General features: G+C 72.1%; 18 protein-coding genes and 3 pseudogenes. 13 read left to right on the top strand and 8 right to left on the bottom strand.

All coding sequences use genetic code 11. From position 1 onward, the window contains the following. Positions 1–128: 128 nt before the first annotated feature. Complete coding sequence (locus ACZ6K0_RS03470) at positions 129–824, top strand: TetR/AcrR family transcriptional regulator (RefSeq protein ID WP_469229680.1); 696 nt, start codon at positions 129–131, stop codon at positions 822–824. Positions 825–856: 32 nt separating this feature from the next. Here ACZ6K0_RS03470 and ACZ6K0_RS03465 read toward each other — a convergent pair whose 3' ends face one another. Together ACZ6K0_RS03465 and ACZ6K0_RS03460 are read right to left on the bottom strand one after the other, a co-directional pair. Continuing rightward, positions 857–2410 (bottom strand): ABC transporter substrate-binding protein, encoded by a 1554-nt coding sequence (locus tag ACZ6K0_RS03465; RefSeq protein ID WP_376401612.1) that lies wholly within the window; start codon positions 2408–2410, stop codon positions 857–859. Positions 2411–2616: 206 nt separating this feature from the next. Then, entirely contained in the window at positions 2617–3921 is a 1305-nt protein-coding gene (locus tag ACZ6K0_RS03460; protein ID WP_469229539.1) for a metallophosphoesterase, read from the bottom strand. 143 nt (positions 3922–4064) lie between these two features. Here ACZ6K0_RS03460 and ACZ6K0_RS03455 point away from each other — a divergent pair, with 143 nt between their 5' ends. The 3 genes from ACZ6K0_RS03455 to ACZ6K0_RS03445 all read left to right on the top strand — a co-directional run bounded on the left by ACZ6K0_RS03455 (position 4065) and on the right by ACZ6K0_RS03445 (position 6370). After that, the gene (locus ACZ6K0_RS03455) at positions 4065–4301 is read left to right on the top strand and encodes an SCO4848 family membrane protein (RefSeq protein WP_469229537.1); all 237 of its coding nucleotides are present in this window, start codon (positions 4065–4067) and stop codon (positions 4299–4301) included. Between the two features lie 83 nt (positions 4302–4384). Then, complete coding sequence (locus ACZ6K0_RS03450; protein WP_376401603.1) at positions 4385–4633, top strand: hypothetical protein; 249 nt, start codon at positions 4385–4387, stop codon at positions 4631–4633. Between the two features lie 408 nt (positions 4634–5041). After that, positions 5042–6370, top strand: coding sequence for a D-alanyl-D-alanine carboxypeptidase family protein (locus ACZ6K0_RS03445; protein ID WP_469229534.1), 1329 nt, complete (start codon positions 5042–5044; stop codon positions 6368–6370). Here the strand turns inward: ACZ6K0_RS03445 and ACZ6K0_RS03440 are convergent. Then, complete coding sequence (locus ACZ6K0_RS03440; RefSeq protein WP_469229532.1) at positions 6288–7205, bottom strand: YihY/virulence factor BrkB family protein; 918 nt, start codon at positions 7203–7205, stop codon at positions 6288–6290. The genes ACZ6K0_RS03445 and ACZ6K0_RS03440 overlap by 83 nt on opposite strands. A 181-nt stretch (positions 7206–7386) precedes the next feature. Here ACZ6K0_RS03440 and ACZ6K0_RS03435 point away from each other — a divergent pair. Further along, positions 7387–7960, top strand: a pseudogene (locus ACZ6K0_RS03435) (SDR family NAD(P)-dependent oxidoreductase); the annotation flags it as partial. A gap of 113 nt (positions 7961–8073) precedes the next feature. Then, a pseudogene (locus ACZ6K0_RS03430) lies at positions 8074–8217 on the top strand (decaprenylphospho-beta-D-erythro-pentofuranosid-2-ulose 2-reductase); the annotation flags it as partial. Between the two features lie 43 nt (positions 8218–8260). On the opposite strand, the gene ACZ6K0_RS03425 reads toward ACZ6K0_RS03430, so the two are convergent. Further along, positions 8261–8857, bottom strand: coding sequence for a 2'-5' RNA ligase family protein (locus ACZ6K0_RS03425; protein ID WP_376401595.1), 597 nt, complete (start codon positions 8855–8857; stop codon positions 8261–8263). A 95-nt stretch (positions 8858–8952) separates the two neighbouring features. Then, the gene (gene trpS / locus ACZ6K0_RS03420; protein ID WP_469229530.1) at positions 8953–9966 is read right to left on the bottom strand and encodes a tryptophan--tRNA ligase; all 1014 of its coding nucleotides are present in this window, start codon (positions 9964–9966) and stop codon (positions 8953–8955) included. A 17-nt stretch (positions 9967–9983) separates the two neighbouring features. Here trpS and ACZ6K0_RS03415 point away from each other — a divergent pair. The 3 genes and pseudogenes from ACZ6K0_RS03415 to ACZ6K0_RS03405 all read left to right on the top strand — a co-directional run. Further along, positions 9984–10397: pseudogene (locus tag ACZ6K0_RS03415) on the top strand (RNA polymerase sigma factor); the annotation flags it as partial. A gap of 140 nt (positions 10398–10537) precedes the next feature. Then, complete coding sequence (gene rocD, locus ACZ6K0_RS03410) at positions 10538–11746, top strand: ornithine--oxo-acid transaminase (protein ID WP_376401589.1); 1209 nt, start codon at positions 10538–10540, stop codon at positions 11744–11746. A 90-nt stretch (positions 11747–11836) separates the two neighbouring features. Next, positions 11837–12532 carry a polysaccharide deacetylase family protein gene (locus ACZ6K0_RS03405; protein WP_376401586.1) on the top strand — a complete coding sequence of 232 codons (696 nt, stop codon included), beginning with the start codon at positions 11837–11839 and terminating at the stop codon, positions 12530–12532. Positions 12533–12548: 16 nt separating this feature from the next. Here ACZ6K0_RS03405 and ACZ6K0_RS03400 read toward each other — a convergent pair whose 3' ends face one another. Together ACZ6K0_RS03400 and ACZ6K0_RS03395 are read right to left on the bottom strand one after the other, a co-directional pair. Next, the gene (locus ACZ6K0_RS03400; RefSeq protein ID WP_376401583.1) at positions 12549–13733 is read right to left on the bottom strand and encodes a glutathionylspermidine synthase family protein; all 1185 of its coding nucleotides are present in this window, start codon (positions 13731–13733) and stop codon (positions 12549–12551) included. Between the two features lie 13 nt (positions 13734–13746). Further along, a complete protein-coding gene (locus tag ACZ6K0_RS03395; RefSeq protein WP_376401581.1) occupies positions 13747–14049 on the bottom strand; it encodes a hypothetical protein in 303 nt (100 codons plus the stop codon). A gap of 114 nt (positions 14050–14163) precedes the next feature. Between ACZ6K0_RS03395 and ACZ6K0_RS03390 the strand changes: the two genes are divergently transcribed. Beyond that, positions 14164–15075 (top strand): hypothetical protein, encoded by a 912-nt coding sequence (locus ACZ6K0_RS03390; protein ID WP_469229679.1) that lies wholly within the window; start codon positions 14164–14166, stop codon positions 15073–15075. Positions 15076–15310: 235 nt separating this feature from the next. Continuing rightward, on the top strand, positions 15311–16249 hold the full coding sequence (locus ACZ6K0_RS03385) for a terpene synthase family protein (protein WP_376401578.1): 939 nt from the start codon (positions 15311–15313) through the stop codon (positions 16247–16249). A gap of 52 nt (positions 16250–16301) precedes the next feature. On the opposite strand, the gene pdxR is transcribed toward ACZ6K0_RS03385, so the two are convergent. After that, positions 16302–17828, bottom strand: coding sequence for a MocR-like pyridoxine biosynthesis transcription factor PdxR (gene pdxR / locus ACZ6K0_RS03380; RefSeq protein WP_469229526.1), 1527 nt, complete (start codon positions 17826–17828; stop codon positions 16302–16304). A 47-nt stretch (positions 17829–17875) separates the two neighbouring features. Between pdxR and ACZ6K0_RS03375 the strand changes: the two genes are divergently transcribed. Continuing rightward, a complete protein-coding gene (locus ACZ6K0_RS03375) occupies positions 17876–18382 on the top strand; it encodes a carboxymuconolactone decarboxylase family protein (protein WP_376401572.1) in 507 nt (168 codons plus the stop codon). Continuing rightward, positions 18379–19149, top strand: coding sequence for an isocitrate lyase/PEP mutase family protein (locus ACZ6K0_RS03370; protein ID WP_469229524.1), 771 nt, complete (start codon positions 18379–18381; stop codon positions 19147–19149). The genes ACZ6K0_RS03375 and ACZ6K0_RS03370 overlap by 4 nt, the downstream gene beginning before the upstream one ends. Positions 19150–19186 lie beyond the last annotated feature (37 nt).

Genomic DNA, 19186 nt, shown 5'->3' with positions numbered 1-19186 from the left:
AGAAGTCGGCCGAAGGCACGTCGACCGGCGCGAAGTCGACCGACGGCAAGTCGACCGAAGCCAAGTCGACCGAAGTCAAGGCGACCGCCGAGAAGAAGGCCCCGAAGAGCGAGCAGACCCGCACGCTCATCCTCGAAACCGCGCTCCGGCTGTTCCAGGAGCGCGGTTACGACAAGACGACGATGCGGGCCATCGCCCAGGAGGCCGGGGTCTCCGTCGGCAACGCGTACTACTACTTCTCGTCCAAGGAGCACCTCGTCCAGGGCTTCTACGACCGGATCGCCGAGGAGCACCAGGCGGCCGTCGAGCCCATCCTGACCGGCGGCGAGAAGGACCTGACGGCCCGGATCCGGGGCGTCTACCTCGGCTGGCTCGACATCGCGGAGCCGTACCACGAGTTCGCGGCGCAGTTCTTCAAGAACGCCGCCGACCCGGACAGCCCGCTCAGCCCCTTCTCACCGGAGTCGGAGGGCCCGCGCGAGGCCGCGATCGAGGTCCACCGGCGGGTCATCTCCGGCGCTTCGGTGAAGGTCGACCCGGAGCTCGCCGAGGCGCTCCCGCGGTTGCTGTGGCTCCAGCAGATGGGCCTCGTGCTGTTCTGGGTGTACGACCGATCGGAGAGCGCCGCGAACAGCCGGCGGCTCGTCGAGCGGCTCGCGCCGGTCACGGCCCGCGCGATCGCGCTCTCCCGCTTCCGGGTCCTCCGGCCGCTCGTCAGGGAGACGCACGAGCTGCTCTCCGACTTCATGCCGACGGCGGCCGGGATGGCGGCCTCGGGCAAGCCCAAGCGGGCCACCCCGAAGCCGCCGTCCGAGGAGAGCTAGGGCCGGTCCGGCGGATCAGGGCCGAAAAGGTCCTAGATCCAGTTGAGCTCCCAGAGGCGCCAGATGCCGGTGCCGTCCGTGAGGTACTGGGAGCCGCCCACGGCCTCCGAGGCGAGGACGTAGTCCTTCTTCTGCCACAGCGGGACGAGCGGGACCTCGTCGGCGACCTCGGCCTGGATCTCCCGGAAGTCCCCGGTCGCGCGGGACCGGTCGCTGTACTGCTGCGTCGAGGAGACCAGCGAGTCGATCCGCTTGCTGGAGAAGCCGTTGTGCAGGGTGTTCGCCGTGCCGACGAGGGGCGCGGTGAAGCTGTCGGAGTCGGGGAAGTCGGGCAGCCAGCCGACGGTGTACGCGTCGTAGGCGCCCCGGGCGTACGCCTTCTGGAAGTTCTTCCAGTCGGACTCGACGACCTTCACCTCGAAGAGGCCGGTCTTCTCCAGCTGCTTCTTGATCTCGGCGGTCTCGGCGGCGTAGGTGGCGTCCGCGCGGAAGCCGAAGGTGAACTTGACCGGCGTCGCCACCCCGGCTTCCTTCAGGAGCTTCTTCGCCTTCTTCGCGCTCGGCGCGGGCGTGGTGTCGTAGAAGGCCGTGCTGTGCCCCACGAAGCCCTGCGGGATGAGGGAGTACAGCGGCTCGACCGTGCCCTTGTAGGCGCCGGTGGTGATCTCCGGGCGGTCGATGACGGCGGCGACGGCCTGGCGTACGGCCTTCTCCGCCATCGGCGAGCCGGGCCGGACGTTGAAGTTGAGGTTGCGGATCTCCGCGCTCTCGGCCTCGGTGAGGCGGGTCCCGCCCTGGGTCTCCACGGAGGCCAGGAAGTCCGGCGGCAGCTGCCGGTGCGTGACGTCGACCTGCTGCGACTTCCACGCGGTGGCGAGGTCCTCGGACTTGCCGAAGTACTTCACGAGGACCGGGCCGCCGGCCTTGGTGATGGCGCCCTTGTACTTCGGGTTGGGCTCCAGGAGCGCGGACTCGCCCGGCTTGTACTCCTTGAGGACGTACGGGCCGGAGCCGTCGACGCCCAGGCCGCCGCGCAGCGTGTTCGCCGGGTACTGGTCCTTGTCGACGATCGATCCGGCACCCGTGGCGACCTTCAGCGGGAAGGTGGCGTCCCGGCCGCTGAGGTTGAAGGTGACGGTGCGGCCGTCGGCCACGACGTTCTTCAGCGTCGGGAAGAGCGGCTGCGGACCGACGTCCGTCTTGATGCGCAGCATCCGCTCGAAGGAGTACTTGACGTCCTCGGCCGTCACCTTGCGCCCGCTGGCGAAGGTGAGGTCGTCGCGGAGCGTGCACTCGTACGTGGTGAGCTTGGCCCCCACGAACTTGCAGCTCTCGGCGGCGTCCGGCACGGGAGTCGTGAACCCCGGCTTGAACGTCAGCAGCGACTGGAAGACATTGCTGTACATGGCCCAGGATCCGGCGTCGTAGGCGCCGGCCGGGTCGAGTGAAGTGACTTCGTCGGTCGTGCCGACGCTGATGGGTTCGGTCCGGAGTTCGTCGGAGGGCAGGAGTTGCCAGCCCCCGACTCCGGCCGCCACCAGTACTCCACAAGTGATGAGGATCCGCAGACGGACCGTCGACCGCATTTTTGCCGTGCTTCCTTTTTTCGTACCACCCCAGGCACGACGCCCCCCGAAAACGCCGCATTACCGTCAGCCAATCACACGACTTTCACAAGTGGAAGGGAAAACTTTCATACGGCAGGTATATGTCCGGGATATGAGACTTTAAGTCGATGAGCGGCACGTATCGCTCTCGGAGCAGGGAGTCACCGCTCCCCGCCGACGCCCTATTACGCCTGCTTCGAGGCGAGTTCGACGACGGTGATGTCGGAGGGCGCGCCGACCCGGACCGGGGGTCCCCAGGCGCCCGCGCCCCGCGAGACGTACAGCTGGGTGTCGCCGTACCGTTCGAGCCCCGCGACCGTCGGGTTGGCGAGCTCGGCGAGGTAGTTGCCCGGCCAGAGCTGACCGCCGTGGGTGTGGCCGGAGAGCTGGAGGTCCACGCCGTGGCGTACGGCGTCGTGGATGACGATCGGCTGGTGCGCGAGGAGGACGGCGGCGCGGGCCCGGTCGCGGTCGCCGAGGGCGCGGCCGAAGTCGGGGCCCTGGCCCTCGCTCTCCCCCGCGACGTCGTCGACGCCGGCGAGGTCGAAGCCGGCCGCGATCTCCACGCGCTCGTTGCGCAGGGGGCGCAGGCCGAGTTCGCGTACGTGGTCGACCCAGGCGTCGGCGCCCGAGAAGTACTCGTGGTTGCCCGTCACGAAGAAGGAGCCGTGGCGGGCGCGCAGCCGGGCGAGCGGTTCGGCGGCGGGGCCGAGGTTCTCGACGGTGCCGTCGACGAGGTCGCCGACGATCGCGATCAGGTCGGGCTGGGTGGAGTTGATCGTGTCCACGATCCGCTGGCTGTGGGCGCGGCCCAGGATCGGCCCGAGGTGGATGTCGGACACGACGGCGATCCGGTAGCCGTGCGCGGCGCGCGGCAGCTTGGCGAGCGGCACGGTGACGCGCTTGACCCGGGGACCGCGGAGCACGCCGTACGTGCCGTAGCCGACGGTCCCGAGGGCCACGGCCGCGGCGGAACCGCCGACGACGCGCGAGACGAAGAGCCGCCGGGAGACGTCGTCGCCGGAGACGGGAGCCTCGGCGGCCGGGGCCGCGGAGGCCTCAGCGGCGGGCGCGGCGGCTGTGGCTGCGGCTCCGGATACGGCTGCGCCTCCGGCTGCGGCTCCGGATACGGACACGGGCTCGGGCGCCGGGGCGGGGGCCGCGGCCCTCGCACGGCGGTCGAGCCGGGCGCGCAGGACGGGCCGCACGGCCTCGCCGACGACCAGCGCCAGGGTCACGTACAGGAGCAGGGCGAGCCACAGGAACCCCGGCCAGGCGACGACCTGCTGGAACCAGAAGGGCGCACCGGCGCGCGAGGAGACCAGGGCGGCGATCGAGCACAGCGGCAGGGCGACGACGGCGGCCGTGCCCAGCCGGCGCGGCAGCCCGCCGGGCACCGTCACGTCCCGCACGAGACGCCGCCACACGTACCAGTGGACCCCACCGAGCACGGCGAGAACCACGACCAGGACCAGCAGGAAGGCGAGCACGCCCCGAACCCCCTCTTTCTCTTGCGGACTACGAGCGGTGACCGGCGTCGCGGCGGGCCGGCGTACGGGGCCCCACCCGCAGCCCGCGGCGGAGGCGGTTCGATACTGGCAGGGAACGCCCCGCCCACCCCGAAGGACTCCCCATGAAGCTCAGCCGCCGCGTCTCCTGGTTCCTGCTCGCGTTCGGCGTCTGGTCCTGGGTGATCTGGGTGACCTTCGCGAAGAACCTGTTCAAGGACGCGAGCGGGCTCGCCTTCGACGACGCGGGAAACCCGACGGCATACCTGTGGGTCCATCTCGCGCTCGCGGTCACGTCGTTCATCCTAGGGACGGCCGTCGGCGTGATCGGCTTCCGGGGCGTCCGAGCGGGCAGGAAGTAGGGCCCCGCCCGGGCGGGCCGGTCGGCGAGGGCCGGATGACGTAACGCTGGTGACCGGGCCACAGGCCTCTCGTTGAGGCAGCCATGAAGAAGATCACGGCCCTCCTGGGCCTCACCGCCGCCGTTCTCGTCCTCGCCTCCACCCCGGCCACCGCCGCCTCCACGCCCACCCCCACCCCCGCCGCTTCCACCACCACGACCACGACCACGACTACGACCACGACCCCCACCACCACCACCGGTGCCTCGGACAGCAACACGGGGATCCTCGGCAGCCTCAACGCCTTCCTCGGCGGCGTGGGGTCGCAGGGTCTCCTGGGGGCGCTCCTGTAGCCGCCGGCTCCAGACCCATGCCGCCTCGGGGACACCGCGCTGGTTCGGTGACCCCGGGGCTTCTTCATGCCCGCCGGACGTGAACCGGGGACCTCTGCCGCTTCGCACACCGCGATCCGACGGCTTGTGGATCCCCGCCGGAGATATCGACGTCTTCGAAGGCGTGAACACGACCTCCCGCCCCCGGCCGACCGCCGACCGTGCCTCCGGGGAAGCCTCGGCGGAGGCTCTCACCTGCTCTTTTACGGCCATACGGCACGAGTGGTCACTTATGCGCGAAAGGTTTTCCCGATGAACCAGCTCCCGACCCCGCCATCCCGCCCTCAGGACCCGCGTCCGGGTGGACGAGCCCGGACGAACCGCCCGGCGGGGTTCGGATACGTGTTCCGTACCTGTACGTTCTCGACCGTGTCTGCTTCGAAGAGGACCGCTTGGGCGGTCGCCACTGCCGTACTCCTACCGCTCGTCATCGCCGCGCCCGCGGCCCACGCGGACGAAGGGAAGGACACGAAGGACAAGCAGCCCAAACCGCCCGCCACCATGTCCGCGGTCGGCGGCGCACTGCTCGGCAAGCCCGGTACGCAGGTCCAGCTGGGCCCCGGCGCCCCCGTGCTGCCGAAGGAGCTGTCCGCCCGGTCCTGGATCGTCGCGGACGCGGAGAGCGGGCAGATCCTCGCCTCGCACAACGCGCACTGGCGGCTCGCCCCGGCGTCGACGCTCAAGATGCTCTTCGCGGACACCGTGCTGCCGAAGTTCCCCAAGACGCAGAACCATCTGGTCACCAGCCAGGACCTGGCCGGGATGGGCTCCGGCTCCAGCCTGGTCGGCATCAAGGAGAAGCAGACCTACAGCGTCCACGACCTGTGGCTCGGCGTCTTCCTGCGCTCCGGCAACGACGCCGTCCACGTCCTGTCGGCCATGAACGGCGGCGTCCCGCAGACCGTGAAGGACATGAACGCCCGCGCGGCCGAGCTCCAGGCGCTCGACACCTACGTGGTCTCCCCGGACGGTTACGACGCCCCGCGCCAGGTCTCGTCCGCGTACGACCTCACGCTCATCGCCCGCAGCGGCATGCAGAACGCGGACTTCCGGGAGTACGCCGCCACGTCCCGCGCCGCCTTCCCCGGCGAGCAGAAGGCGGGCAAGAAGCGCGAGACCTTCGAGATCCAGAACACCAACCGGCTCCTCACCGGCGACCTCGGCGTCGCCCCGTACCAGGGGATCGCCGGGGTGAAGAACGGCAACACCACGCACGCGGGATCCACCTTCACGGGTGTCGCGGAGCGCGGCGGGAAGGTGCTGCTGGTCACCGTGATGAACCCGTCCTCGAAGGAGCAGCACGCGGTCTACAAGGAGACCGCCCGGCTGCTCGACTGGGGCTTCGCGGCAGCCGGGAAGGTGACGCCCGTGGGCGAGCTGGTGCCGCCCGCTTCGGCCCGCCCGGGCTCGGGGACGGGCTCGGGCTCGGGGACGAGCGCCGGGACCGGCACCGGGACCGAGGGGTCGGACAGCGGTTCGGCGCCCGCGCCCGGGAAGCACGCTCCTGACGGGTCCGCGGCCTCCGCCGCCTCCGCGGAGAAGTCCGGCGGGATCGGGATCGCGCTGAGCGTGGCCGGCGGGGCGTTCGTCCTGCTCGCCGCCGCCGTCTTCCTCGTCAACCGTCGCTGGCCGACGACCGGTTCGGGGTCGCGACGGCGGCGCTCGCGGGCTCCGCTGGATCCCGACGTGAACCCGTAGCCGTCCAGGCCGCGCAGAACAGCAGGAGCTTCGCGGTGAAGTTGATCCACAGCATCAGGGCGATCGGGGTGCCGAACGCCCCGTACATCGACTTCCCCGCGACCCCCTTCATATAGCCGCCGAGCAGCAGCTTCAGCAGCTCGAAGCCGATCGCTCCGATGACCGCCGCCACCAGGAGCCGGCGGCGGGGCGGCTGGACGCCGGGCAGCAGCGTCAGCAGGTAGAGCAGCATCAGGAAGTCCGCGGCGGCGGCGACGAGGACGGCGGCCGCCTGGAGCAGGTAGCCGCCCGCGCCCTCGCCGGAGATGCCGGCCTTGTCGGCGGTCCAGCCGACGGCGGTGGAGCCCAGCCAGGACGCGGCGAGCGAGCAGAGCGCGACGCCGCCGAGCCCGAAGAGCACCAGCGCGTCCTTGCCCTTGCGGACGATCGCGTTGCCCTCCTCGACGTCGTCGAGCCCCCACACGACGCGCAGACAGTCCCGCATCGCGCCGATCCAGCTGATGCCGGTGAGGAGCAGCAGGGCGCCGGCGATGAGTCCGACGGTGCCGGCGTTGGCGACGAGCCCGTTGATGTCGAGCTGGTCGGAGATGCCGGGCACCTGGTCGGAGACCTTGTCCTCGATCTTGTCGAGCTGCTTCTGGGAGAGGAGCGCGGCGCCGATCGCGGCGGCGACGGTGATCAGCGGGAAGAGGGCGAGGAACGAGAGGAAGGTGATCGCGGCGGCGAGCCGAGTCCAGTGGACCCCTTCGAGGGTCTCGTACGAGCGCCAGGCGTGGGTCCGCATGAGGCGGGTGACCACGGGGCCGATGACGGGGAGCTTGGTCAGCCAGTCCATGTCGTACGCGTACCCCTTGATCCGTTGCTTCGAGCGATGGCCGGAGTACGAGAATCCCTCGCCGGAGCGCGTGGGACGGTGACCGACATCCCGGAGGCAATGGCGGCATAAGCGACAGACACGGCTATACGGTCACCCTGATGGCTGTCGAGACCCACCGCCCTCTGAGGAGTACCCCACCATGAAGGACGCCTTCGGCACCCCGCAGTCCCTGCTCGTCCTCGGCGGCACCTCCGAGATCGGGCTCGCCACCGCGCGCCGGATGATCACCCGCGGCGTCCGCACGGTCTGGCTCGCGGGCCGCCCCTCCCCCGCGCTCACCGCCGCCGCGGACTCGCTCCGCGCGCTCGGCACGGACGTGCGCACCGTCCCCTTCGACGCGCTCGACACCGAGTCGCACCCGGAGCGGCTCGGCAAGATCTTCACGGAGGGCGCCGTCGACGTCGTGCTGCTCGCCTTCGGGGTCCACGGCGACCAGGCGCACGACGAGGCCGATCCCGTCGCCGCCGTCCGGGTCGCGCAGACCAACTACACGGGCGCCGTATCGGCCGGTCTGGTGTGCGCGGGCGCGCTCCAGGCGCAGGGGCACGGCTCGCTGGTGGTGCTCTCCTCGGTGGCGGGCGAGCGGGCCCGGCGCGCCGACTTCCTCTACGGCTCGTCGAAGGCGGGGCTCGACGTCTTCGCCCAGGGCCTGGGAGACGCGCTGTACGGCACGGGCGTGCACGTGATGGTCGTCCGGCCCGGGACGGTACGGTCCGGGACGGCGCGGTCCGGGTCAGAGCGGTCCGGGGCGGTGCGGTCCGGGTCGGTACGGTCCGGGACGGTGCGGTCTTCCGGCTCCGGGCGGTCCGGGTCCCGGCGGTCCTCCACGACTCCCGAGGCGGTCGCGACCGCGATCGAGCTGGGGCTGCGGCGCGGCTCGGAGACGGTGTGGGTGCCGGGGTCGCTGCGGATGGTGATGGCGGCGGTACGGCACGTACCGCGGCCGCTCTTCCGCCTCCTGCCCGTGTGAGGACGGGCGGCGGGAGAGGCCGGCGGGAAGCCCTGCGGGAGGGTCAGCCGGCGGGGGTGACGGTCGGCGTGTCGACCGGGCTGCCGCCCTGCGTCGGGACGGCCGAGATCGGCCGGCCGCTGCCGAACTCGTAGTCGTACAGCTTCCGCCACACGCCGTCCGGGCCCTGCTCGTACAGCGCGAAGGAGCGGCAGGTCCAGGCCGCCTCGAACGCGGCGAGCTCCTCGAACGCCCGGTCCATCCCCTCCTCGGAGATGCCGTGCGCCACGGTGACGTGCGGGTGGTACGGGAACTGGAGCTCGCGCGCGAGCGGCCCCTCCTCGTCCCGGATCCGGTGCTGGAGCCGGTTGCAGAGGGGGACGCCCTCCGTGAGCTTCACGAAGACGACCGGGGAGAGCGGGCGGAAGGTCCCCGTGCCCTTCAGGCGGACGGGGAACGGCTGGCACCCGGCGGCGACCCCGGCGAGGTGCGCCTCGATCTCGGGGAGCCGCTCCTCGGCGACCTCGGTCGGCGGGACGAGGGTGACGTGCGTGGGGATGCCGTGCGCGGCGGGATCGCCGAAGCCCGTGCGCCGCTCCTGGAGCAGGCTGCCGTAGGGCTCCGGGACCGCGATCGAAACGCCGAGCGTTACGGTCCCCACGTCGTTCTCCTCCGTCGTCCGTCGAATGGTGTGCGGTGGGTGGTGCAGCCGCCAGTGTGCGTCCTGCACCGCCCTCGTGGCCAGGGTCCTAGGACTCAGTGCTTGGCGGGCAGGAAGCCCATCCGGTCGTAGGTCTGCGCCAGCGTCTCCGCGGCGACCGCGCGGGCCTTCTCCGCGCCCTTGGCCAGGACCGAGTCCAGCGTCTCCGGGTCGTCCAGGTATTCCTGGGTGCGGGCCCGGAACGGCGTGACGAAGTCCACCATGACCTCGGCGAGATCCGTCTTCAGCGCGCCGTACATCTTGCCCTCGTAGCTCTTCTCCAGGTCGGCGACGGACGTGGAGGTGAGCGTGGACAGGATCGTGAGCAGGTTGGAGACGCCCGCCTTGTTCTCCGGGTCGAAGCGGATCACCGTGTCGGTGTCGGTGACGGCGCTCTTGACCTTCTTGGCGGTGACCTTCGGGTCGTCCAGGAGGTTGATCAGGCCCTTCGGCGTGGACGCCGACTTGCTCATCTTGATCGTCGGGTCCTGGAGGTCGTAGATCTTCCCGGTCTCCTTGACGATGTGCGGCTTGGGGACGGTGAAGGTGTCACCGAAGCGGCCGTTGAAGCGCTCCGCGAGGTCGCGGGTCAGCTCGATGTGCTGGCGCTGGTCCTCGCCGACCGGGACTTCGTTGGCCTGGTAGAGCAGGATGTCCGCGACCTGGAGGATCGGGTACGTGAAGAGGCCGACGGTGGCGCGGTCGGCTCCCTGCTTGGCGGACTTGTCCTTGAACTGGGTCATCCGCGAGGCCTCGCCGAAGCCCGTGAGGCAGTTCATGACCCAGCCGAGCTGCGCGTGCTCGGGGACGTGGCTCTGGATGAAGAGCGTGCAGCGGTCCGGGTCGAGACCGGCGGCGAGCAGCTGGGCGGCGGCGAGCCGGGTGTTCGCCCGCAGCTCCGCGGGGTCCTGCGGCACCGTGATGGCGTGCAGGTCGACGACCATGTAGAAGGCGTCGTGGGTCTCCTGCAGTGCGACGTACTGACGGATCGCACCGAGGTAGTTGCCGAGGTGGAACGAGCCCGCCGTGGGCTGGATTCCGGAGAGCGCGCGAGGACGATCAGAGGCCATGCACATCATTCTCTCAGGTGTGGGAACCGATCCCCGACTGCCGGTGTACCGAGAGTGCGAGGACGCGGGAGGGGGGCCTGGTCGAGGACGAGGCCGCGGTGATCGCTCGCGTGCGCGCCGGAGAGCCGGAGGCGTACGCGGAGCCGCTCCGCGCGCACACGGCGGTGGCGCCGAGGGCGGCCGTGGCGTGCGGGGCGGGGCCGGAGGCCGAGGACGTGGTGCCGCAGGCGTTCTCCAAGGCGTACGGGTCGCCGGGGCGGTTCCAGGAGGGCGCGGCGTTCCGGCCGTGGCTGCTGCGGATCGTCGCCGATGAGACCAGGAACACAGTGCGCTCGGCGGGTCGGCAGCGGGCCGTCGGGGACCGGGAGGCGGACCTGCTCGGGGGCGAGCCGCGGATACCGAAGGCGCTGGGCGCGCCGGACGCGGTCGTGGTGACGGGGTCGGCCGCGCGGGCGCTTGCCGGAGCGGTGGGCGCGCCGTCGTCGAGGTTTCCGCGTCCGGCACGCGAGCGACGATAAGAAGGGGAGCCACAACCCCTGAGCTCCCGGGCCGCAGGACGAACGGAGACCCCGTGTCGAGGACGCAAGACGCGATCGCTTCCGCGGAGGCGCACAGCGCTCACAACTACCACCCCCTTCCGGTCGTCGTCGCCTCGGCGGACGGCGCCTGGATGACCGATGTCGAGGGGCGCCGCTATCTCGACATGCTCGCCGGGTACTCGGCGCTCAACTTCGGGCACGGCAACCGGCGGCTGATCGAGGCCGCGAAGGCGCAGCTGGAGCGGGTGACGCTGACCTCGCGCGCCTTCCACCACGACCGCTTCGCCGAGTTCTGCACGCAGCTCGCGGCATTGTGCGGCAAGGAGGCGGTGCTGCCGATGAACACGGGGGCGGAGGCCGTCGAGACGGCCGTGAAGACCGCCCGGAAGTGGGGGTACGAGGTGAAGGGCGTGCCGGACGGGCACGCGAAGATCGTGGTCGCGGGGAACAACTTCCACGGCCGGACGACGACCATCGTCAGCTTCTCCACGGACCACGAGGCACGGGACCACTTCGGTCCGTACACGCCGGGGTTCGAGATCGTGCCGTACGGGGACCTGACGGCCCTCGAAGCGGCGGTCACCGAGAACACGGTGGCGGTGCTGCTCGAACCGATCCAGGGCGAGGCGGGGGTCCTGGTGCCGCCGGCCGGCTATCTGCCGGGCGTGCGGGAGCTGACGCGCCGGCGGAACGTGCTGTTCATGGCGGACGAGATCCAGTCGGGTCTGGGCCGGACGGGCAAGACGTTCGCGTGCGAGCACGAGGGCGTGGTGCCGGACGTGTACATCCTGGGGAAGGCGCTGGGCGGCGGTGTCGTGCCGGTGTCGGCGGTGGTCGCCGACCGTTCGGTCCTCGGGGTGTTCCGGCCGGGCGAGCACGGGTCGACCTTCGGCGGGAACCCGCTGGCCTGCGCGGTGGCCCTGGAGGTGATCGCGATGCTGCGGACGGGCGAGTTCCAGGAGCGGGCGACGGAGCTGGGCGAGCACCTCCACTCCGAGCTGGGGCTGCTCGTGGGCGGCGGGGCGGTGGAGGCGGTGCGCGGGCGCGGTCTGTGGGCCGGGGTGGACATCGCGCCGTCGCGGGGCACGGGCCGGGAGATCTCGGAGAAGCTGATGGAGCGGGGGGTGCTGGTGAAGGACACCCACGGGTCGACGATCCGGATCGCGCCGCCGCTGGTCATCTCGAAGGAGGATCTGGACTGGGGTCTGGAGCAGCTGAGGGGCGTGCTGTCGGAGGAGTGACGAAGTCCGCTTGAGGGGACGGCGACCGCGGGCCGGACGGGGCAACTCGGACCATTGACACGGTAGTTGGTCTAGGCCAATGATGCCGCCATGCCGAGACTCCGTCTGCGTCACGCCGTGCGTGCCGCGCTCGCCGCCCTCGTCCCCCTCGCGCTCCTCGGCGCGTCCACGGGACCCGCGCACGCCGCCCCCCGGGCGGCCTGGCCCGAGCCCGTCCCGGTGGTGTCGCACGTCGAGACCACCGACCCGGTCGTCTTCATCACCATCGACGACGGCTGGTACCACGACGCCGCGGCGGCGAAGCTGCTGCTCGACCGCCGGGTGCCCGCCTCGCTCTTCCTGCTCCCCGGCGCCTACTCGTACGACTCCGGCTACTTCCACACCCTGCTGAACCAGGGCCGCTCCCGCGTCGAGAACCACACCGTCAACCACCCCGACCTGACCACGCTCGACGCCGCCGGCCAGAAGGCGGAGGTCTGCGGGGCCCGCGACCAGCACCTCGCCCAGTTCGGCGACGGCCCGCGGCTGCTGCGCCCGCCGTACGGCACGTACGACGCGACCACCCGGACCGCCGCGCGCGCCTGCGGGGCGAAGGCCGTGGTGACGTGGACGTACGACCTCACCACCTGGGGGCAGTGGACCCCGCCGACGCCGACGCTCAAGGCCGGCGACATCATCCTGCTCCACTTCAACGAGACCCTGGAGCAGGACCTGACGCGGGCTCTGGACCTGGCCGAGGCGGCCGGCCTCAAGCCCGCGCCGCTCAGGGAGTACGTCGCCGAGTAGGCGGGCCTGACGGCCCCTAGAGGATCACGTGCGGGAGGAAGCGGGCGTACTCGTCGGTGACGAGGCCCGCCGACTCCCGGATCCCGAGCCCCGCCGCCTCGTTCTCGACGACCCACGCGCCGAGCACCACCTTGTTGCCGTCGAAGTCGGCCAGCGGGGCGAGCTCCTGGTAGCAGCAGGCCTCCCCGTCCCGCACGAAGGGCTCCGTACCGGCCTCGTGGAGGGTGACGCCCGCGCCCTCACGGCCGAGCAGCGGCTTGGCGACCCATCCGGTGGTCGAGGCGAGCTCGCGCGGACCGTCGAGGTAGGCGGGGAGCAGGTTCGGGTGGCCGGGGTTCAGCTCCCACAGGATCGCGAGCAGCGCCTTGTTGGAGAGGAGCATCTTCCAGGCGGGCTCGATCCAGCAGGTGGTGCCGGTGCCGCCGCCGTTGTCGAGGGTGTCGAGGACGTGCTTCCCGAAGCGGTCGGTGGTCAGCCACTCCCACGGGTAGAGCTTGAAGCAGCTGCGGATGAAGCGGAGCCGGTCGTCGACGAACCGGCGCGAGAGACGGTCCCAGCCGATCCGCTCGACGGAGAGCGCCTCCGTGTCGAGCCCGGCCTGCTGCGCGGTCTCGCGCAGGTACGCGACCGTCATCAGGTCCTCGCCGAGCTCGTCGCCGTCCGAGTGGACGAAGTGGACGGGGCCGGGCGGCAGCAGGGGCGCCTGGCGCTTCCAGGCGTCGACGAGCCGCTCGTGGAGGGAGTTCCACTGGTCGGCGCCGGGGAACCGCTCCTCCATCCAGAACCACTGCGGGCTGGCGGCCTCCACCAGCGAGGTGGGGGTGTCGGCGTTGTACTCCAGCATCTTGGCCGGGCCGGTGCCGTCGTACCGCAGGTCGAACCGACCGTAGAGGGAGGGGAGTTCGGCCCGTCGCCGCCAGGACTCGGCGACCAGGGAGGCGAGCTTCGGGTCGGTGATGCCGAGCTCGGCGAAGCGGTCGTGCTCGACGATGTGCGCGGCAGCCGCCAGGCACATCGCGTGCAGCTCCTCGACGACCTCCTCCAGGGCCTCGACCTCGGGGAGGGTGAAGGAGTAGTACGCGCTCTCGTCCCAGTACGGACGCAGCGAACCGTCCGGGTACCGGGTCAGGGGGTAGACGACCCCCTGCTCCTCCACGATCCGCTGCCAGTCGGGCCGGGGGTCGATGGTGTGCCGCTTCATGTGCCGGGCCTCCTCAGCCGCCGCCGGAGCCCGAGCAGCCGAAGCCGCCGGTGTCGACGGCCGCCTTGCTGAAGCTGCCGCCGCTCACCTTGCCGCTCCGGACGGAACCGCCGTAGTAGTACGAGCCGCGGGTCGTGGTGCCGTTGCTGTCGTCGTCGTCGCCACCGCCGCCGCTCTCGCACCGGTAGCTGGGCAGCTCCTCCCGGGTCAGCGGGTCCACACACCGCTGGTCCGGCTCGGAACCGCACGCGGTGATCGTCGCCGCGAGCACTCCCATCCCACCGAGCACCACGGTGCTCGACCTCAGCCTCCGCATGTCCGTCGCCTCCCCTTCGCGGTCGCGTCCGTCGTGGCCACGACAGCCGCGACCGCACAGTGTAGGCCGGTGTTTTCCGGCCTCAAGTCATAGAGTCGCTTCGTGCTCCTTGGGATGATTTGTGCGCTTGCTTCGGCCTTCTGCTTCGGCGCGGCCTCTGTCTTTCAGGCGATGGCGGCCCGGGCCGCGGAGCCGGGGACGGGCGGGGGCGTCGACGTCGCCCTGATGTGGAGGGCGCTGCGGCAGTGGCGCTATCTCGCCGGGCTGGGGATGGACACCCTGGGCTTCGTGCTGCAGATCGTGGCGCTGCGGACGCTGCCCATCTACGTCGTGGGCGCGTCGCTCGCCGCGAGCCTGGCCGTCACGGCGGTCATCGCCTCCCGGTTGCTGCGGGTGCGGCTGAGCCGGGTGGAGTGGACGGCCGTGGCCGTGGTGTGCGTGGGGCTCGCGATGCTGGCGCTCGCCTCGGGGAGGGAGGGGCACCGGGACGGTTCGGAGGCGCTGCGGTGGGCGCTGCTCGCCGTCTCCTTCGGGGTGCTGCTGATCGGGGTGGCCGCGGGTCGACTGCCCGAGAAGCCGCGCGCCCTCGTCCTCGGCCTCGGGGCGGGCTTCGGCTTCGGGGTGGTGGAGGTGGCGGTCCGCCTGATCGACGGCATCGACTTCACCGACCCGGTCTGGTACGCGCTGCTGGTGGGCGGCGGGGCGGCGTTCCTGCTGCTGACCTCGGCGCTCCAGCGGGGCTCGGTGACCACGGCGACGGCGGGTGCGGTGCTCGGCGAGACGATCGGGCCGGCGGTGGTCGGGGTGGTGTGGCTCGGGGACACGACGAGGGAGGGCTTCGAGTGGCTGGCGATCCTCGGCTTCGCGGTGGCGGTGGCGGGCTCCCTGACCCTGGCCCGCTTCGGCGAACCGCCCGCGCCGGAGGAAGCGGCCGGCGGGGCGGGCGGTGAGGCGGGCGGCGAGGCGGGCGAGACGGAGACCCTGGACGTGGGGCCGACTCCGGAGCGGGGCCCGCGCACGCCCTGACGGGGCGGCCGTCTCGGGGCAGGGCCCGGCACAGGGCCTGCGACTCGTACCCCCGGCCTGCCGCACGCACCGACTCCGGGCAGCACGCGTGCCGAGCACTGACTTTCCGTCAGGTCAAGGGATTAGCTTGCCAATTCTGGCAGTTGTTGACCGGTTCAAGTACTCTTCGATCGCGCCGGGGAGCGTACGGGATCACCCGGGATCAAAGCCTGGGGGGCCAGTGTTCAACGCCGCATTGCTCGAACTTCCGTTTCCGCTGCGCAGCAATCCGAACCAGGGGGACATCACGCAGCGCCACCTGGAGTGGCTGCTCGGCAACGAAGGGCTCGCCGGAACCCTCGGCCGGACGGCGTACGACAAGTGGGACGTGCCCCGGCTCGCCGCGTTCACCAGTCCTGACTGCGCCACCGACGACCTGGTCCTCGCCGCGGACCTGCTCGCCTTCTACTTCCTCTTCGACGACCGGTTCGACTCGGCTCTCGGCCGGTCCCCGGCGCAGGTGGCCGAGGTCTGCACCCGCCTGACGGGCCTCCTGCACGGGAACGGTCCCACGCCCGGCGCCCGCACCCCTGTCGAGCGGGCCTTCGCCGACCTCTGGGAGCGCAGCCTGCGCGGCATGTCCGACCGGTGGAGGGCCCGGTCCGCATACAACTGGGAGTGGTACTTCGCCTGCCACCCCGCCGAGGCCGCCGGCCGGCTCTCCGGCCGGGTCCCGGACCGGGAGGGCTATCTGGCGCTCCGCCGGGGCACGGCCGCCATGGAGACCCTCTTCGACATGGTCGAGCGGCTCAACCGGTTCGAGCTGCCGCAGGAGGTGCTGCACCACCCGGCCTTCCGCCGGATGCGCCAACTGGCCGCCGACATACCTTCGTTCACGAACGACGTGCACTCCTACGCCCAGGAACTCGCCCGGGGCGATGTCGCCAACATGGTGATGATCGTCCGCGAAGAGCGCGGCGGCACCCCCGAGGAGGCGGCGGTCGAGGTGATGCGCGAGGCCCAGACGATGGTCGACCGCTTCGTGGAGTTGTCCACCGAGGTCCCCGAGATCTGTGATCTCCTCGGCCTCGCCCCGGCCGGACGTGAGGCCGCCCGCCGGTACGTCGACGGCCTCGCCGCCTGGATCGCCGGCTACCACCGCTGGGAAGTCGACACCGGCCGCTACGGCAACTGAGCCGACGCCCCGAGCCCTCGTACGGCTCGGTGGTCGCCGCCGGGCGGGGTTCTCAGGGCAGCACCTGGCACAGGGCCTGGAGCGCGCCCTGCCAGCCACTGTCCGGGGGCGTGGCGTAGCCGACGACCAGGCCGTCCAGGGTCGGCTCCACGCCCGGGCGGCGGAACTGGTTCACGCCCTGCACGGCGAGACCGTGCCAGGCGGCGGACCGCAGGACGTCCTGTTCGGTGCCGGGCGGCAGGGCGAGGACCGCGTGGAGGCCGGCCGCGATCCCGCTGACCCGGGTCGGCGGCGAGTGCGCGGCCACCGCCTCCACCAGCTGGTCCCGGCGCCGCCGGTAGCGCAGCCGCATGGCCCGTACGTGCCGGTCGTACGCCCCCGAGCCCAGGAACTCGGCGAACGCCAGCTGGTCGGGCGCGCTCGACGCCCAGTCCACGGCCCCCTTCGCGGCGACCACCTCGCCCAGCAGCCCCTCCGGCACCACCATCCACGCCAGCCGGAGCCCCGGCGCCAGGGACTTGCTCGCGGTCCCCAGGTAGACGACCCGTTCGGGGTCCAGTCCCTGGAGCGCGCCCACCGGCTGCCGGTCGAAACGGAACTCGCCGTCGTAGTCGTCCTCCAGGACGAAGCCTCCGGAGGCGCGCGCCCAGTCGACGACGGCCGCCCGCCGGTCCGGCGGCAGGGCGCCGCCCAGCGGGAACTGGTGCGCCGCCGTCAGGAGGACACCCCCGACGCCTCCGTACTTCCCCGAGTCCGCCGGATCCGCCGAGTCCCCCGCCTCCCCCGGCCCCGTCAGCTCCTCGACCCGCGTCCCGCGTTCGTCGAAGGGCAGGGGCGGGGTGCCGAGGCCGGCCCGGACGAGGAGGTCGGCGTGGAGGCCGAGCCCGTACGACTCGACCGCCACGTCCCGCACGCCCCGGCCGCGCAGCACCTCGCCGATCAGCATCAGGCCGTGCACGAACCCCGCGCAGATCACGATCCGCTCGGGCCGGGCGTGCACGCCGCGCGCGCGGGCGAGGTACTCGGCGAGCGCGGTGCGCAGTTCGATCCGGCCGCGCGGATCGCCGTACCCGAAGGCCTCGTTCGGGGCGGCGGTGAGCGCCCGCCGGTACGCCTTGAGCCAGTCGGCGCGCGGGAAGGAGGCGAGGTCGGGGGTGCCGGCCTTGAGGTTGTGCGCCGGGGCGGCGAGCCGGGACCGTACCGCCGTCGAGGTCGCGGGAGGGAAGGAGGAAGGGGGCCCGGCCCTGCGGGGCCCGGTCCGGCGCGGCTCGGCCCTGCGCGGCTCGGCCCGGCGTGCCTCGGTCCGGCGCGGCTCGGTCCGGCGGGCGACGCGCGTGCCCGAGCCCTGCCGGGCGGTCAGCCAGCCCTCGGCGACCAGCTCGGCGTAGGCGTCGGCGACGGTGTTGCGGGCCATGCCCAGGTCGGCGGCGAGCGACCGGGAGGACGGCAGCCGCGTACCGGCCTCCAGGCGCCCGCTGCGCACCGCCTCCCGGAGCGCGTCCATGAGCCCGGCGCGCAGGTGCGGACCGCGCAGTTCCAGATGGAGGTCGGCACCAAAAGTGGCCCACTCGTTTGCCATGGAAATGGACCATACTCCTGCGCCATCCCGCTCGTACGGTGAGAAGCATGACGACGAGCACCGCAGCAGCGGACAAGACCACGTACGCGCACGAGCACGCACCCCGCCTCGCCATGGCCGAGCGCGTCCCCGAGTTCTACCGCGCGATGATCCGGCTGGAGACGGCGGCCGCCAAGGACGTCGACCCGACCCTGTACCACCTGATCAAGATCCGGGCCTCGCAGGTCAACCACTGCGCCTTCTGCATCGACATGCACACCAAGGACGCGCTGGCGGAGGGCGAGACCGTCGAGCGGATCGTGCAGCTCGCCGCCTGGGAGGAGTCCCGGCACTTCTACACCGAGCGGGAGCTCGCGGCCCTCGCCCTGACCGAGTCCGTCACCGTCCTCACGGACGGTTTCGTCCCCGACGAGGTGTACGCGCAGGCCGCCGCGCACTTCGACGAGACCGAGCTGGCCCGGGTCATCGCCGCGATCGTCACGATCAACGCCTGGAACCGGATCGGCGTGACGACCCGGCTGACGCCCGGCCACTACACCCCGCGCTCCTCATGAGCGGGGACGGAGGCGGCGCGACCGCCGACGTCCTGCGCGCCCTGCACCGCCGCCGGGCCGCGGACGATCCGCTGGTGCTGCCCGGCCCCTGGGACGCCGTGAGCGCCCGCGCCTTCGAGGAGGCCGGTTTCCCCGCGCTCGCGACGCCGAGCGCCGGGATCGCCGCCGCCCTCGGGTACGAGGACGGGGCGACGCCGGCGGCGGAGATGTTCGCCGCCGTGGCGCGGATCGCCCGCTCGGTCTCCGTACCCGTCACGGCCGACCTGGAGGGCGGCTACGGGCTGCCGCCGGCCGAACTGGTGGAGCGCGTAAGGGAGTCCGGCGCGGTCGGGGTCAACCTGGAGGACAGCGAGCCGGTCGGCGGCCTCAAGGACCCGGAGGCCCATGCCGCGTGGCTGGCGGAGGTGCGGGCGGCCGCGGGCCCGGAGCTCTTCGTCAACGCGCGCGTGGACGTGTACATCCGGCGGACGGCCGAAGGGACGGTGCCGCGGGACGCCGCGGTGGACCGCGCCCGGCTCTACGCGGAGGCGGGCGCGGACTGCGTCTACCCGATCGCGGCCCCGCCGGCCGACCTCCCGGCCCTGCGGGCCGCGCTCGGCGACCTCCCCCTGAACGCCCTGTCCGTCCCCGGCGGCCTGTCCTTCACGGAGCTGGGCCTGCTGGGCGCGACCCGTGTCACGTTCGGCGACGGCCTGCTCGTGCGCGCCACGGCCGACCTCACGGCCCTGGCGGCGCGGCTCCGGGACGGTGCCGCGCTCACGAGCTGAGCACGGCGCCCGCGCGTGTGTGAGCACCCGCCCGTGG

The organism is Streptomyces sp. NPDC042346, from assembly GCF_055581845.1.
Note: the sequence above shows the minus strand (reverse complement) of the source record. Positions and strands in the feature narration are given on the sequence as shown.